Source organism: Allomuricauda sp. CAU 1633, from assembly GCF_017313225.1.
GTDB lineage: Bacteria > Bacteroidota > Bacteroidia > Flavobacteriales > Flavobacteriaceae > Flagellimonas.
Genome location: NZ_JAFLNE010000003.1, coordinates 399,226 through 415,101, shown reverse-complemented (window position 1 = coordinate 415,101; position 15,876 = coordinate 399,226). Strand labels below are relative to the sequence as shown.

Annotated in this window: 10 protein-coding genes; 5 read left to right on the top strand and 5 right to left on the bottom strand. The window is 43.7% G+C overall.

Annotated elements, in window-relative coordinates:
- Positions 1–11 precede the first annotated feature (11 nt).
- The 4 genes from J0X14_RS11315 to J0X14_RS11300 form a co-directional block, all read right to left on the bottom strand.
- Positions 12–941, bottom strand: a complete 930-nt coding sequence (locus J0X14_RS11315; protein ID WP_207097888.1) for a TolB family protein — start codon at positions 939–941, stop codon at positions 12–14.
- An 86-nt stretch (positions 942–1,027) separates the two neighbouring features.
- A complete protein-coding gene (locus J0X14_RS11310; protein WP_207097887.1) occupies positions 1,028–1,594 on the bottom strand; it encodes a hypothetical protein in 567 nt (188 codons plus the stop codon).
- 55 nt (positions 1,595–1,649) lie between these two features.
- The gene (locus J0X14_RS11305) at positions 1,650–2,204 is read right to left on the bottom strand and encodes a hypothetical protein (RefSeq protein ID WP_207097886.1); all 555 of its coding nucleotides are present in this window, start codon (positions 2,202–2,204) and stop codon (positions 1,650–1,652) included.
- 234 nt (positions 2,205–2,438) lie between these two features.
- Entirely contained in the window at positions 2,439–5,870 is a 3,432-nt protein-coding gene (locus tag J0X14_RS11300; RefSeq protein ID WP_207097885.1) for a PA14 domain-containing protein, read from the bottom strand.
- 325 nt (positions 5,871–6,195) lie between these two features.
- Between J0X14_RS11300 and rimP the strand changes: the two genes are divergently transcribed.
- Genes rimP through infB form a run of 3 tightly spaced genes read left to right on the top strand, consistent with a single transcriptional unit; the run spans position 6,196 to position 10,651 of the window.
- A complete protein-coding gene (rimP, locus tag J0X14_RS11295; RefSeq protein ID WP_207097884.1) occupies positions 6,196–6,657 on the top strand; it encodes a ribosome assembly cofactor RimP in 462 nt (153 codons plus the stop codon).
- Positions 6,658–6,670: 13 nt separating this feature from the next.
- Positions 6,671–7,903, top strand: coding sequence for a transcription termination factor NusA (gene nusA, locus J0X14_RS11290; protein ID WP_207097883.1), 1,233 nt, complete (start codon positions 6,671–6,673; stop codon positions 7,901–7,903).
- 42 nt (positions 7,904–7,945) lie between these two features.
- Positions 7,946–10,651 carry a translation initiation factor IF-2 gene (infB, locus tag J0X14_RS11285; RefSeq protein ID WP_207097882.1) on the top strand — a complete coding sequence of 902 codons (2,706 nt, stop codon included), beginning with the start codon at positions 7,946–7,948 and terminating at the stop codon, positions 10,649–10,651.
- Between the two features lie 57 nt (positions 10,652–10,708).
- Here infB and J0X14_RS11280 read toward each other — a convergent pair whose 3' ends face one another.
- Positions 10,709–11,080 (bottom strand): SPOR domain-containing protein, encoded by a 372-nt coding sequence (locus J0X14_RS11280; protein ID WP_207097881.1) that lies wholly within the window; start codon positions 11,078–11,080, stop codon positions 10,709–10,711.
- Between the two features lie 233 nt (positions 11,081–11,313).
- Between J0X14_RS11280 and J0X14_RS11275 the strand changes: the two genes are divergently transcribed.
- Positions 11,314–12,690, top strand: coding sequence for a c-type cytochrome (locus J0X14_RS11275; protein ID WP_207097880.1), 1,377 nt, complete (start codon positions 11,314–11,316; stop codon positions 12,688–12,690).
- A gap of 35 nt (positions 12,691–12,725) precedes the next feature.
- The gene (locus J0X14_RS11270) at positions 12,726–15,857 is read left to right on the top strand and encodes a TAT-variant-translocated molybdopterin oxidoreductase (protein WP_207097879.1); all 3,132 of its coding nucleotides are present in this window, start codon (positions 12,726–12,728) and stop codon (positions 15,855–15,857) included.
- The last annotated feature ends 19 nt before the right edge of the window (positions 15,858–15,876 follow it).

Genomic DNA, 15,876 nt, shown 5'->3' with positions numbered 1-15,876 from the left:
GTGATGGGGCTTTATTCATTCTTGAGGTTTTCAATAACTTGAGCATCCACCCAAAATATGTCCACATTTTCGTAGTTGTCATTTTCATGCGGAACAGGCCCCACAGTTCTATTGAAAAAAAGGTATTTTCCATCTGGTGTAACGCTGGCACAGGCTTCCCATGCTTCTGTATTTATTTTATCCCCTAAGTTAATGGGTTCGCCCCAAGAACTGTCTGGCTTTCGAAAGCTGATGTAAATATCCGAATCGCCATAGCCACCTTCTCTTTCGCTATCAAAAATAAGATAGGATTCATCCGGAGCAATAAAAGGGTGGAAGCTTTTCCCGTTATTGATCTTGCTAGAAAGGCGTTTCGGTTCTTCGTGTTTTCCATCCACGAGTTGTGAATACCAAATATCACCTGTAAAATCCGGTCTAAACTCATCAAAGAAATACGTCTTCTTATCCGACACGGAGAGACGCATGGTTGGTAAGGTATCGAAGGGAGAAGAAAGGGTTTCCATTTCGGACCATTCGCCGGTTTTTGTGCGTTTTCTGTAGCGGCTGCTCAAGTACATAATCTTCCCATCTGAAGCGAAAAAAGGCTGTCCCCTACGAGGAACCGTTGCGGTTTCATGCCATTGACCCTCTTTGTTCGTAAGGGTTACCATTTCCTGTTTTTCCCGGTTCGCATCCCGTCGAATAAAATAAAACTCGTTGAGGTCGGGGGTAAAAACACCACTGACCTCCCAGCCTTCGGTGGTTACCATTCCAGGTGCAAAGGGTTCTGGCGTTGACCCAGGGGGTGTTTGCCCTAGATAAAGACCATCTTGTATGGGTGGATTGGGGTCTTTGGTTTCCTGATTTTTAGAGCGGCAAGCAGTAGCAAGCAACAACAGGGTGAATGCTAATAAAACAAGGTGATTTTTTTGAGCAGGGCGTATTTTAAAGGTCTTTATCATGATGGTTCTAAAATGGGATTTTGCTTGTTGCTAATGGTTTTAGAAATAATATATGTGGCACAAACTATAACGAGTTATAGCCAATATTAGGCTTTGTTTTTATATTCATTTATTATTCCACTATCCCACACTTGGGCTTCTATATATTTATCGTACTTTGAACTTTCCTGAGTTTGTGATTTTTCCTCGGTCGGCAGTCCATAGTCATCAATCAGATTATTTATTTCACTCAATAAAAAAACTTGTCCGTTACAATTCTTTCGGTATGTTCCAAGTTTTGGTTCGTCGTAAAACTGAAACGACACCATACTGTCAGGGTAAGTGAAACTTAGATGTTCGGGTTTAAAGTCAGCTAAAGGAATTTTTATAACTCCAGGATTTACATACCAAGATTTAGCCCAATCACATTGTCCTAAAGTGAAATAGAAAGGGTCATTTCTATTTGGCTTTCCACCTTTCAAGATAAATTGTTTTTTAATTCTATTCTCTAGAGAAAACCTTAAATCAAGATAGTTTTTAGGTCTTTTGCTGTTAAATCCTTCCGATATTTGATTTTGAATACTTTCTGCTTTTTCAAATCCATATTCAGTTATATTTCGAAATGGTCCGTGGTCAAGTTCGTAATAATGAAATAGAAATTTCGGTATTTTCATTATGAATTTTTTGGTCAAATAAAGCCTAACGGTCTCGGCTATGAGTAGTTGCGGTTTATAACCACAGATTTTTCAGCTTAGACCAAAAGTTTGATTTATGTTCTGTTTTATTGTTTAGCAAATCAGCCGCCATTGTCGTATAGCCATTGTTAGCTACAGGCTTTTTTTCTAATTTTTTGTAGTTCAGCGCTTTTTTTACATCAGCTATTAGTTGCGAAATGTCAAATTCCAATTTATTCCGCTTTACTTTTAATTCAACAAGTGCAAGTTTTTCAATTATCGATTCCGCAAAGAATTGCTGTCGGTCAGTTTCTGATAATTTGAAGAAATTTTCATTGTCGAGAATAATAGGAATTCCGATAGATTTTTCTTTTGGTCTATAATTTTCTATTTCTCTTAAATTTCTCCTTAAATAAGGAATTGGCTTTACATAAACTTGAAACAGAATTATTTGCAGTCCTTGTCCGTAATTTTTCCATTTCAAATGAACCAGTTTATTTTTCAGTCCGCTGTCACTCCACAAGTAGTCCTTGACTAATTCTTGGTCAGTTTCGCCAGCATTAAAACTTGCATAAAATCCGATTATATTTTCGTCAATCTTTTCGGTCATTTTTTTCAGCTTGTAGCCAACTTGTTTATATAGATGTAAAATACATCTTTATACACCTAAAACGGAATAGTATCGATGCAATGGGTTATTTTTATGTATTGGCACTTCTCCTTCAAATGTACCATTATTTCAAAATGTAAACAGGTTGGAATTTATCGGGGGTAGGTGACAAAAAAGAAAGCCCTGCAAATTTGCAGGGCTTCTTGTTAGTATGGGTTGGATTGGTTGTTTCAATCAGTTTTTGTTCACACGGTACGTAATTCTTCGGTTGGTAATCACAGTGCCAATGGTAGTGGTCAAGGTAGCTTCATTGGAGGTTAAATCCCCACAAGTAGACCCTGAATTGGACACTTGCACCCGATAGATATAGCCATTTTTATCCATGTCTGGGCTAGTCACGGTTAGTGTAGCCGTTTGCGTGCCGGAATACTCCGCTCCATCGGTTAGGGGTGCAAAAGAACCGCCTCCGTTGGTGCTCACTTCCCATTGGTAGGTATCAGCGCCATTGGTGGTCACCGAAAAGGTTCCGTTGTTCCCCACGATTACATTTTGGTCGTTGGGTTGTGCTGTTATGGTAAAAGGGGTTACCGTTATAAACTGGAATACATCCAAGCTGTTGCCAGAGGCATCCGTAATCCGATAGGTACGGGTAATGGTTTCAGGATTGGTGCCTCCATCGCTTACATCACTGATAAAAGTGACGGTTGGACTGGGGTCGCAATTGTCCGCCTCGTCGGTAATACTGGAAACATCCGCTGCGGGAATATCGGCAGAGCAATACACCGTTACCGATGAAGGTGCTGTTCCCGTAGGATCAGTTGGGTCAACCGTAATGGTTGTGGTGGCCGCTAAATTTGGGTAAGGTGGATCTCCTACCATGCCGCCATATTCTACCAAATATCCTTGGGGTTGATAATCTCCACTGGCTGCTCCTGTATTTGAAAGGTCGTTCCACGATCCAGGCAGTCCTACACCCGGTGCGGTAATGTGTGCATAATCTTCATCGCCACTGTTATTGGGTTCGCCACCGTTCCAGAATTCATAGGCAAAAGCGGTTCCTCCGGCAGTTCCCCGCCAGAACAAGGTTCCCGCCTCGGGTCCGGTTACCCAGTACCAATCACCTTCCAAAGCAGCATCACTGGCGCCAATCCAACCTGCTCCAGGAGCCTGTGATCCCAAAAGATCGGACTCATCTTGAATGGAAATGGTAGCCAAATACCCCTGCAATCCATAAAAGGTTCGCAAAGCGGCCGCATCTCGTGCACTGGTCCATGTAATGCCCAATGAAGGTACATATTCGTAATAGTGCCCAGTCGACTCCAAGTAGTTGGCTTCGTTCAGTACAATTGAAAATGTACGGGTATCCCCTGAAGTGACTGTTGCTGTAGTTTGAAATTCAACTGCGGCAACGGCTGTTTCAAATTCTGCCAAGGTTGTTGGTCCGGTCAGGGTTAACCTTCCTTCGGAAACGTCCCAACTTGAAGTAATATTTGGGTGGGTCCCTGTGAGGTTCAAAATATCACCGGAAACATCATAGTTTGATGAAATTTGGATGTAAACGGCATCCAAAGTAGTGTCGTCTGGGTCTTCAATGGAGACACTTTCCACAATGGCAATGGCATTGCCGGGGCAGAAAATTTGATCTCCACTGGCAGTTATTGAGGGAGGTTGATCCGAATCTGTAGTATCATCCCTAAAATCCAAGTCGCCGCCAGAAGCCACATCACCATCAGAATCGGGCAGCATCAGTGTTCCTCCAGTAGTGTTCAGTGGATTGTCAATATCACCTCCCGGGTCATCATAGCCTGTGGTGGTATCTATCGCATTGTCCAGACCGTCTCCATCACTATCTGTTCCTGAAAGCGTCAAGGTTGCTTCTGTGGTATCATTGGTTCCATCATTATCACTATCGGTGTCCATAAAATCGGGAGTGCCATCACCATCGGTGTCCACATACGTAATACCACCGGTTTCGTAGGCATTGTCCAGACCATCATTGTCTGAATCACTACCTGAGGGTGCTGTATACCCTAAAGAGGTTTGGGCTTCCACGTTATCAGGAATACCATCCCCATCACTGTCCAGATCTTGGTAATTGGGAATTCCATCCCCATCGGTATCTACAGTAGTGCAATCCACTGCACCACCATAAGAAGCACCATAAACACGGGCTCCTGCCTGATAGGCTTCAATGCGAAGATATTCCAAACCGCTTCCACTAACGGTGAAAGTTACTTCACGTATAGATCCTGGAGCGGTATTGTCGGCATTGGCAATCCATCCATCATTTCCGCCGGCTGCTGATGAGCGTTGCAATTGCATATCGGTGTCCGTTACGGCAGGGTCAGCTCCCAAAAAAACACTCACTGAAGTGCCGACCGCCAATACTTCAGGGAAACGCAATAAAATTATTGAACTGCTTCCTGGATAGGTGGTAGGGTTGGCTGCATAAGTTGTTCCGGGGCTGCCCTCTGCATTGGAGGTATTGCTGAAATTTGCAATATTGGTGGCAGTTTGGACATAGTTTCCTCCAAGCCCGCCACATTCATCGGTGTCCAAAATACCATCGTTATCATCATCAATATCGGTGCTGTCATCAATTCCGTCGCCATCCAAGTCGGCTACAGGAGCACTACAATTGGAATAGAGCACGGAAAAGGGAATGTTTTGTTTGGAGATGGAAGGCCCTTGGTATTGAACCGTTAGGCTTTCGCCTCCGCCATTTTCAAAGAATAGGACCCTGATATCGTGCAAACCAGTGGTCAGCGTTCTGCTTCCTGATCTTTCTTGTGTGCCATGAAGACCATCATTGTCCACAACTTGAATCCCATCAATATAGAGTTTGGACCCATCATCCGAAGAAGTGTAAAATGTATAGGAACCTGCAGTATTGATTTGAATATATCCATCATATCGAATGCTGAAGGTGTCGGTATCTCCAGGATCTTCTTGGTTTTGAAGCGCATCAACATCAAAGCTGGTGTAGGTTCCCGTACCCAAGGCTCCTGTAGTTGGAATATTGTCCACGGTATTTCCCGAAGGAACACTATCATAAAACTCAAAATCTACCTCTCCTGAACAAAACGGTAGGGTACCCTCTACCTCAACATTGTCTATGTAATAATATTCGTTACCTGCGGTGTTGTAGAAACGTATCCTGATTTCCAAGGTGGATCCCGTGGATGGAAGGTTTACCGTATACGATGAGTTTAAGGGGTCTGATGGGCTGGAATCGCCTGACGCATTTTCAAATTCGGTCCATGAGGCAGCACCATCAACACGGTATTCACCTATAAAATAGTCACTTCCCGCCTCAAATTGGTTGGTGGCGGACATGGTGGCCACGTCCAAACTAAAACTAACAGCAGTATACCCATATATATTTATGGCATTGGTCTGCCAAATTCCTTCGGTGCCCAAATTGTTGGCCTCGATTCGGTTGCTCTGCACCCAAACATCTCCAGTTAAAGTTGTCGTCCACCCTGTAGCAGATGGCCCGGTAGCATTTCCATTTTCTGTTCCGTTGGCATAGCTGCTGAAGTTTTCACTCCAAATAGTGGTCTGTGAGAAAGAAAGGAAAGTTCCCCATAAAAAGAATACCAAAAGTGCCTTGTGGCCCTTGGAAATTTTGGATGTTATTCCCTTAGTGAACAAAGTTGAGGTCATGTTCCATGTTGATTTATATACAAAGCTAGCTTCAGTGTGCTGTGTAGAAAATATTTGTTGTGAAATGGAGGAATAGGGATGTTTAGCCTTTAATTTCTACGGTTTCCTACAAGAGAAATATGCATAAATAAGTGCTTAAGGGTTAATTCATAAGGTCTTGCACGATTGGAACCTATTGGTTTTTCGTTAAAATACTGAGGTAAAATGGGTTTTGTTGGGGCATGGGTTGCACATCCTGTAGATATTATCGTATATTTGCACCACTGAACGGATATAAAAGTATTCATGAGGGGACTTAGGTCCCCTCTTTTATTACTGAATTCTTATGTTTAAGGAGAAAGTGAAGTCGCTGCTGGACAAGGCCTTGGAAGAGCATCCATCCTTGTTTTTGATTGATTTTACAGTGGGTGGTGATAATAACATCAGAGTGATTTTGGACGGGGATACAGGTGTCAATCTTCAGGATTGTATGGACATCAGTAGGGCCATTGAGCACAATTTGGACCGAGAGGAGGAGGATTTCTCATTGGAGGTGACCTCTGCAGGAGCCACATCACCTTTGGTTTTACCACGACAGTACAACAAGAACATTGGAAGAAAATTAAAGGTTAGGACAGGTGCCGAGGAATTGGAAGGTACCTTGACCCAGACCTCAGAAAATAGTATTACCTTGGAGTGGAAGGCCCGCGAGCCCAAACCGGTGGGTAAAGGAAAAGTTACTGTGCAGAAAAAGCAGGAAATTGCATTTTCTGACATACAAGAAGCAAAAGTGATATTAAAATTTTAATTGTAGATCAAAAATGGAAAACCTAGCGCTCATCGAATCCTTTTCGGAGTTTAAGGACGATAAGTTTATTGACAGGGTGACCCTTATGGCCATTTTGGAAGATGTGTTCCGAAATGCACTCAAGAAAAAATTTGGTTCCGATGATAACTTTGATATCATCATTAACCCAGATAAAGGGGATTTGGAGATTTGGAGAAACCGAATCGTGGTTGAAGATGGAGAAGTGGAGGATCCCAATGAAGAAATCTCATTGACAGAGGCCCGGAAAATTGAGCCCGACTTTGAGGTGGGGGAAGATGTTTCCGAAGAAGTAAAATTGATAGATTTGGGAAGAAGGGCAATTTTGGCGTTGCGCCAAAACCTCATTTCCAAGATCCATGAGCACGATAATACCACCATCTACAAGCAATTTAAAGACTTGGAAGGTGAGATCTACACCGCTGAGGTGCACCATATCCGCCACAAGGCTATTATCTTGTTGGATGACGAAGGAAATGAAATCATTCTTCCCAAGGAAAAGCAGATTCCATCTGACTTTTTCCGCAAGGGAGACAATGTTCGTGGTATCATTGAGAGCGTGGAATTGAAAGGAAACAAACCGGCCATCATCATGTCCCGGACGTCACCTATTTTCTTGGAGCAATTGTTCTTCCAAGAAATCCCAGAGGTGTTCGATGGTTTGATTACCATTAAAAAGGCCGTGCGTATTCCAGGAGAAAAAGCAAAAGTGGCGGTGGATTCCTATGATGATAGAATTGACCCAGTAGGTGCTTGTGTAGGTATGAAAGGGTCTCGAATCCATGGCATTGTCCGTGAATTGGGGAATGAAAATATTGATGTCATCAACTGGACCAACAATCCACAATTGATGGTAACACGGGCACTGAGTCCTGCAAGGGTATCGTCTGTGAAACTGAACGATGAGAAAAAAACAGCCCAAGTATACCTCAAGCCAGAGGAAGTTTCCAAAGCTATTGGTAGAGGTGGGCATAATATTCGTTTAGCAGGACAATTGACTGGTTATGAAATAGATGTGTTCCGTGAGGGAGTTGAAGAAGATGTGGAATTAACCGAGTTTTCCGATGAAATAGAAAGCTGGGTGATTGATGAATTCAAGAAAATTGGATTGGATACCGCACGCAGCGTTTTGGAACAGGATGTTAGTGACTTGGTGAAGCGAACTGATTTGGAAGAGGAAACTGTCCAAGAAGTCGTTCGCATCCTTAAGGAAGAGTTTGAAGATTAAACTATATATTAGCAGCGAAATTTAGGGCAAGTAAGACAATTTATGGCAGGAAACCCAACAATACGACTTAATAAAGTTCTCAGGGAATTGAACATTTCATTGGATCGGGCAGTGGACCATCTCACCTCAGTAGGGCATGAGATAGAGGCTCGCCCTACCACAAAGATTACAGATGAAGTGTATCAAGTCCTGTTGGATGAGTTTCAAACGGATAAGAGTAAAAAGGTAGCTTCCAAAGAAGTTGGCGAAGAAAAGCGCAAAGAGAAGGAAGCCATCAGAATCCAGATGGAACAAGAGCAGGAAGAACGCAGGTTGGCACGGGAGAAAAAGAATGCCGAACAACAGGTAATCAAGGCCAAAGCAGAGCTTTCTGGTCCAAAGACGGTAGGTAAAATCGATTTGGACAAGAAACCGGAAGCCCCTAAAGTGGAGGAGCCGGAAGAGAAAGTCGAGGAGCCCAAAGCCAAGGAACCGGAAACACCAAAAGTTGAGCCCAAGCCTGAAAAGGTAGAGGAAGTAAAACCCCCGAAAGCTGAGGAAAAACCCCAAGAAAAGGAAGGGTCCGAAGAATCTGGCGGTACCATAAAAACCCAATACCAAAAGCTGAGTGGCCCCAAGATTACCGGGGACAAAATTGACCTTTCGCAGTTCAATAAACCCAAGAAAAAGAAAGAGGAGCCACAAAAATCAAGTAGTACCTCTTCTGATAGTAGTTCAGATAGAAGAAAGCGCAGAAAGCGTATCGTAAAAAATGGCCCCCAATCGGGTAACGGACGCCCTAATAGAGGAGGTCCAAGTGGCCCAGGAAGAAGGGGACAACGAACCTCAGCACCCAAAGTGGAGCCTACCGAGGAAGAAGTACAAAAGCAGGTGCGCGAAACCTTGGAGAAACTCCAGGGGAAATCCAGTAAGGGTAAAGGAGCCAAATACAGAAGGGAGAAAAGAGACCAACACCGTCAACAGACCGAAAAAGATCTGGAACAGCAGGAGTTGGAAAGCAAAATCCTTAAGGTTACCGAGTTTGTAACTGTAAATGAACTGGCCACCCTAATGGATGTGTCCACTACCCAAATTATTTCAGCATGCATGTCCTTGGGAATCATGGTTACCATGAACCAACGCTTGGATGCCGAAACACTCTCCATTGTAGCGGACGAGTTTGGATTTGAAGTGGAATTCATTAGCACTGAAATTGAGGAGACCATTGAAGAAGAAGAAGATGCTCCAGAAGATTTAAAATCCAGAGCACCGATTGTTACCGTTATGGGTCACGTTGACCACGGTAAAACATCGTTGCTGGATTACATCCGTGAAGAAAACGTAATCGCAGGTGAAAGTGGTGGGATTACCCAGCACATTGGAGCCTACGGGGTTACTTTAGAGGATGGACAAAAAATAACCTTCTTAGATACACCCGGTCACGAAGCCTTTACGGCGATGCGTGCCCGTGGAGCCCAGATTACGGATATTGCTATTGTGGTGATTGCCGCTGATGATGATATTATGCCGCAGACCAAAGAGGCCATCAGCCATGCCCAAGCAGCAGGAGTGCCCATTGTATTTGCCATCAACAAAGTGGACAAGCAAACCGCCAACCCTGACAAAATCAAGGAAGGTCTAGCCCAAATGAACCTTTTGGTTGAAGATTGGGGAGGTAAAATCCAATCCCACGATATTTCAGCGAAGACTGGACAAGGTGTAAAGGAGTTGTTAGAAAAAGTGTTGTTGGAGGCTGAATTGCTGGAATTGAAAGCAAATCCAGACAAATTGTCTACAGGAACCGTAGTGGAAGCCTTTTTGGATAAAGGACGAGGCTATGTATCCACTATTTTGGTTCAGAGCGGTACCTTGAAGATTGGAGATTATGTGCTAGCGGGAACCTGTAGTGGTAAGGTTAAGGCCATGCAGGATGAACGTGGAAAGACTGTTAAGAGTGCAGGGCCATCCACGCCAATTTCCATTTTAGGATTGGATGGTGCGCCACAGGCGGGAGATAGATTCAATGTGCTTGAAGATGAGCGCGAGGCAAAACAAATTGCCGCAAAACGTTCACAATTGCAACGAGAACAGTCTGTACGTACTCAAAGACATATCACACTGGATGAAATTGGCCGAAGAATTGCCTTGGGCGATTTCCAAGAGTTGAATATTATATTGAAAGGTGATGTGGATGGTTCTGTGGAAGCATTGACGGATTCCTTCCAGAAATTATCTACCGATGAGATTCAGGTGAACATTATCCACAAAGGCGTTGGAGCCATCACCGAATCTGATGTGTTGTTGGCCAGTGCATCGGATGCGATCATCATAGGATTTAACGTTAGGCCAATGGGCAATGCCCGTGCCGTAGCAGATAAGGAGGAAATCGATATAAGGATGTACTCCATTATCTATGATGCCATCAATGACCTGAAAGATGCCATGGAAGGTATGCTTTCTCCCGAAATTAAAGAGGAGATTACCGGTACTGCTGAAATCAGGGAGACCTTTAAGATTTCCAAAATTGGAACCATTGCAGGTTGTATGGTAACCAATGGCAAAGTCTTCAGAAATTCACAGATAAGGCTTATCCGGGATGGTGTTGTGATTTACACTGGAGAGCTGGCTTCCTTAAAACGATTTAAGGATGATGTGAAGGAAGTTTCCAAAGGATACGATTGTGGACTTCAGATTAAGAACTACAATGATATTAAGGAAGGTGATATCGTAGAAGCTTTCCAAGAAGTAGCTGTGAAGAAGAAGTTGTAATTACACTAAAGAAATATAGATTGAAAATAAAAAATCCCGCTTTAGCGGGATTTTTTATTATTTGGAATCAGCTTCTGGTTTCAAAAGCATGGCATCCGGATATTTTTTCCGGACTTCCAAGTACTTTCGTTCCGCTTCTAATTTGGTTCTAAACTTGCCCAATCGTACCCTGTAGGTAGGGGATTCGAATTCAATTTTGGAAAACCATCCCGGAAAATCAATATCCACCTGATCCTTTAAATCTTGCGCCTTCTGATAATTGCCAAAACCAACCTGAATTTGGTAAAATTCCGCTTTGGAATTGACCTCGGCGTACATCTTTACCAATTGGTCTATTCTGGGGTCCTGTTGGATGGCAACCGTGCCTTCCTGCGCTGAAAGTTGAAAGGCCAACCCTGTCAGAATTGCAACAAATACAGGAGTTTTCATGAGATTACAATGTTTTTTGATTCTATTTTACACAAATGTAATTCTTTAAGTTCTAAACCAGCGAATTGCCTATTATTTAGAATCCTTATAAATTAGATGTTATCAATACCTTAACATTTCAAAAAATGACTCTATGTCGTACTTTTGTCACCAATTTTGGTGGATGAAAAGCTATTGCTCTCAATATCAATAGAAATAATCATACCAAAGGTTTCGACAGAAATTTCGATAATATGAAAAAGGTTTTATACCGCCATCTATTTTCTAAAGTTTTAGGTTTTTCTCTTTTACTTTTTTCCACTTCATTTTATGCTCAGGAGGAAGCTGCCGATGCCACTGCGGAGGTTGCGACCGAAGAAGCTGCTGCCGATACCGCAGGGGGTGACCCAGCAAAAGGAAAACAGCTCTTCAATCAAAACTGTGCTGCATGTCACGCTTTGGACCGCAAAATGACCGGACCGGCATTGGCCAATGTGGAACAGCGTTTAGCTGATGATGAAGGCCTTGATAAGGAATGGTTATATGCATGGGTGAAGAACAGTCCGGGGATGATTTCTTCTGGAGATGCGTATGCCAATAAAATTTATGCGGAGTACAATCAGGCGGCCATGACGCCTTTCCCAACATTGTCCAATCAGGATATTGATGATATTTTGGCGTATACCGCGGCACCTCCACCGGCACCCGCTCAAGCGGCTGCTCCAGCTGGGGGCGGAGAGGCAGCTGGAACTGGATCTGGAGGTATTTCCAACGAAATTATTTTAGGTGCACTGGCATTGGTTTTTGGTCTCTTGGTTATCATGTTGATTTTGGTAAACAAGACCTTGCGTAGAATTGCTGAAGCCAATGGTGTTGTTCTGGAAAAAGAAAAAGCAGAAAAACGATTGCCACTATGGAAAGCTTTTGCGCAGAACCAATTCTTGGTTTTGGTGAGTGTTATTTTCCTTTTGTTGGCAAGCGCCTATTTTGCATATGGATGGATGATGCAGGTTGGTGTTGACCAAGGGTACGCTCCGGTTCAACCTATCCACTTCTCCCATAAAATACATGCAGGTGATAACCGAATTGAATGTAAATATTGCCACTCTTCGGCACGAGTTTCCAAAACTTCAGGCATTCCTTCCTTGAATGTGTGCATGAACTGCCATAAGTCCATTTATGAATACACCGGAAATCCAGAGGGTCCTACTGCTGAAGATTTGGCTGCTGGACATACCAACGAATTCTACACTGGAGAAATCAAGAAATTGTACAAAGCTGTGGGATGGGATGAAGAAAACCAACAATATACAGGCGAATCACAGCCCGTGGAATGGGTGAGGATTCACAACCTTCCTGATTTTGCCTATTTCAACCACTCGCAACACGTTTCCGTAGCAGGAATTGAGTGTCAAACCTGTCACGGCCCCATTGAGGAAATGGAAGTTGTGGAGCAGTTTGCCCCATTGACTATGGGTTGGTGCGTAAATTGTCACAGAGAAACCAATGTTAAGGTTGCCGGCAATGAATATTACGCCAATATCCATGAGGAGCTTTCCAAAAAATATGGAGTTGAGGAGTTGACCGCTGCCATGATGGGTGGAATAGAATGCGGTAAGTGTCACTATTAAGAATTAAAAGAAGAAGATAATCTCAGATATATCGTATGGCATCAAACAAAAAATATTGGAAGAGCGAAGCGGAGTTAAATCCGGACGATTCCATTGTTGCGGCGCTAAGAAATAACGAATTTACAGAAGAGATTCCTGTAGACGAGTTCTTGGGCGACAAGGAGAATTTGTCGGCCTCAAGTACCAATAGAAGGGATTTCTTAAAATATGTTGGATTCAGTACGGCAGCAGCGACCGTTGCAGCTTGTGAGGGTCCAGTGCGTAAATCCATTCCGTATGTGGTTCAACCGGACCGTATTGTTCCCGGTGTTGCCAATTACTATGCAACTACCATTGCTGATGGATTTGATTTTGCCAGTATTTTGGTAAAGACCCGAGAGGGAAGACCTATCAAAATAGAAAACAATACCGATGCCAAAATCAATGGTGGGGCCAATGCCCGTGTTCAGGCATCTGTTTTAACGTTGTATGATAGCAAGAGGGTTCAAGGGCCGTCTGCAAATGGAGAGCCCATAGAATGGAAGGTGTTGGATGCTACGGTACGAGCCAAATTAGGTAGGTTAAAAGGTGGGAACAAGCAAGTTGTGTTGTTGACCCAGACCTTTGCCAGTCCATCAACGGATAAATTGATTGCTGAGTTCAAGGCGGAATATGGTGAAAATGTAAACCATGTGGTTTACGATGCCATTTCTGAAGATGCCGCCCTAAGTGCATACGATGCTGCTTATGGTGAGCGTGCCTTGGCCGATTACGATTTCGAAAAAGCAGATGTGATTGTTTCTTTCGGGGCCGATTTCTTGGGAGATTGGCAAGGTGGAGGATACGATAGCGGTTATGCCAAAGGTCGTGTGCCCAAACATGGTAAAATGTCCAAGCATATCCAGTTGGAATCCAATATGTCATTGACAGGGGCCAATGCGGATAAGCGTTACCCAATGACCCCGACCCAGCAAAAAATTGCTTTGGCCAAATTGTATGGCAAATTGAACGGAAGCAATGTAGGCGGAGGAACTTCAGATGTTGATGGAGCTGTTGATTATGTTGCGGCTCAAATCAAGAAAGCGGGAGGCAAGGCGGTTGTGGTAACTGGACTAAATGATGTTCACGCACAAACCGTGGTATTGGCTATCAATAAATTGTTGGCCAGTGAAGCATTTGATGCTGAGAAGCCCAAATATATACGCCAAGGTGATGTGGCCAAGGTGAACAAGTTGGTTGCGGATATGAATGCAGGTCGCGTTGGAGCTTTGATCATGGCTGGAGTAAACCCTGTGTATACCCTTCCAAATGCTGAAGAGTTTGTATCAGGTCTTGAGCAAGTAGAACTTTCGGTCGCTTTTGCTTTCAATAATGATGAAACGGCGCAATCGTCGCAATATGTTGCTGCGGCATCCCACTATTTGGAATCTTGGGGTGATGCGCAATTCAAAAAAGGACAATATAGTTTAATGCAGCCCGCCATTCGCGAGTTGTTTGACACCAAACAATTCCAGTCAGCATTATTGACATGGATGGGCAGCGAAAAAACATACTACGATTACCTAAAGGAAACATGGAGTGCAGATATCCTTCAAGGCGGTTCTTGGAACCAAGCACTGCAAGATGGTGTTTTCATGCCTTCTGCTTTATCGGCTGAAGGTGACGAACAATTTGTGGTTGCCTCCAGTGAAGCCAGTGAGGAAGAAGTTGAACCAAGCATTGTTCCGATAGCCTCTGCTATCCGTTCTTTGGTAAATTCTACCAGTGCAGGAACCGAAATGGTATTGTACTCCAAAGTAGGTATGGGTGATGGTCGCCAGGCCAACAACCCATGGTTGCAAGAGTTCCCCGATCCTATTTCTAGGGTTTCTTGGGATAACTACGTAACCGTTTCAAAAGCCGATGCCGAAACATGGGGCTTGGAAAACTTCACTGTTGCCAACGGTGGAGTGAATGGTAGCTACGTGAAATTAACGGTTGATGGAAAGGTTCTGGAAAACGTTCCGGTAATCGTTCAGCCTGGACAAGCCGTGGGTACCGTTGGACTTTCTTTTGGATATGGAAAGAAAGCCGGAATCCAGGATGAAATGGCCACAGGGGTAAATGCTTACAGTCTTTATAAAGATTTCTCGGATGTTCAATCCGTTACTGTAGAGAAGGCAGCGGGTGAACACGAGTTTGCCTGTGTGCAACAACATAAAACATTGATGGGTAGGGGAGATATCATCAAGGAAACCACCTTGGAAATCTTCAATACAAAAGATCATGCCGAGTGGAACCCAATGCCGCATGTGTCATTGAACCACAATGAAATTCCTGTGACATCTCCGGATGCTGACCTTTGGGAAAGTTTTGACCGTTCCGTTGGACATCACTTCAATCTATCTATTGATTTGAACGCTTGTACCGGTTGTGGGGCATGTGTGATTGCATGTCATGCCGAAAACAACGTTCCCGTGGTTGGAAAAGAAGAAATTCGCCGCTCACGTGATATGCACTGGTTGCGTATTGATAGATACTACTCTTCGGAAGAGACCTTTGAGCAGGACAATGAGAAGAAAGAAGGAATGGATGGTCTTTGGGGTGATAAAGGTTCTTTGGGAGGATTCCGTGAAATGGAAGACCCATCAGCCAATCCTCAGGTGGCATTCCAGCCGGTTATGTGTCAACACTGTAACCACGCACCTTGTGAAACGGTTTGTCCGGTTGCGGCAACATCACACAGTAGACAAGGGCAAAACCATATGGCTTACAACCGTTGTGTAGGTACAAGATATTGTGCCAACAACTGTCCTTATAAAGTACGTCGATTCAACTGGTTCTTGTACAGTGACAATGATGAGTTCAATTTCAATATGAACAATGATTTGGGTAAAATGGTCATCAACCCAGATGTCAACGTACGATCCAGAGGGGTAATGGAAAAATGCTCCATGTGTATCCAAATGACCCAAAAAACCATTTTGGATGCCAAGAGAGACGGAAGAGTCATCAAGGACGGTGAGTTCCAGACCGCTTGTTCAGCTGCATGTAGCAGTGGAGCGATGGTCTTTGGAGACATCAACGATAAGGAAAGCAAGGTGGCCCATTTGAAGGAAGATGATAGAATGTACCACTTGTTGGAGCACGTAGGAACCAAACCCAATGTGTTCTATCATGTTAAGGTAAGAAACACAGACGAGGCTTAATCAATAATAAGAAGTAACT

Excerpts from the sequence above, each read along its gene's own strand:
- J0X14_RS11315 (WP_207097888.1), bottom strand. The coding sequence starts at position 941 with ATGATAAAGACCTTTAAAATACGCCCTGCTCAAAAAAATCACCTTGTT.
- J0X14_RS11310 (WP_207097887.1), bottom strand. The coding sequence starts at position 1,594 with ATGAAAATACCGAAATTTCTATTTCATTATTACGAACTTGACCACGGA.
- J0X14_RS11305 (WP_207097886.1), bottom strand. The coding sequence starts at position 2,204 with ATGACCGAAAAGATTGACGAAAATATAATCGGATTTTATGCAAGTTTT.
- J0X14_RS11300 (WP_207097885.1), bottom strand. The coding sequence starts at position 5,870 with ATGACCTCAACTTTGTTCACTAAGGGAATAACATCCAAAATTTCCAAG.
- rimP (WP_207097884.1), top strand. The coding sequence starts at position 6,196 with ATGTTTAAGGAGAAAGTGAAGTCGCTGCTGGACAAGGCCTTGGAAGAG.
- nusA (WP_207097883.1), top strand. The coding sequence starts at position 6,671 with ATGGAAAACCTAGCGCTCATCGAATCCTTTTCGGAGTTTAAGGACGAT.
- infB (WP_207097882.1), top strand. The coding sequence starts at position 7,946 with ATGGCAGGAAACCCAACAATACGACTTAATAAAGTTCTCAGGGAATTG.
- J0X14_RS11280 (WP_207097881.1), bottom strand. The coding sequence starts at position 11,080 with ATGAAAACTCCTGTATTTGTTGCAATTCTGACAGGGTTGGCCTTTCAA.
- J0X14_RS11275 (WP_207097880.1), top strand. The coding sequence starts at position 11,314 with ATGAAAAAGGTTTTATACCGCCATCTATTTTCTAAAGTTTTAGGTTTT.
- J0X14_RS11270 (WP_207097879.1), top strand. The coding sequence starts at position 12,726 with ATGGCATCAAACAAAAAATATTGGAAGAGCGAAGCGGAGTTAAATCCG.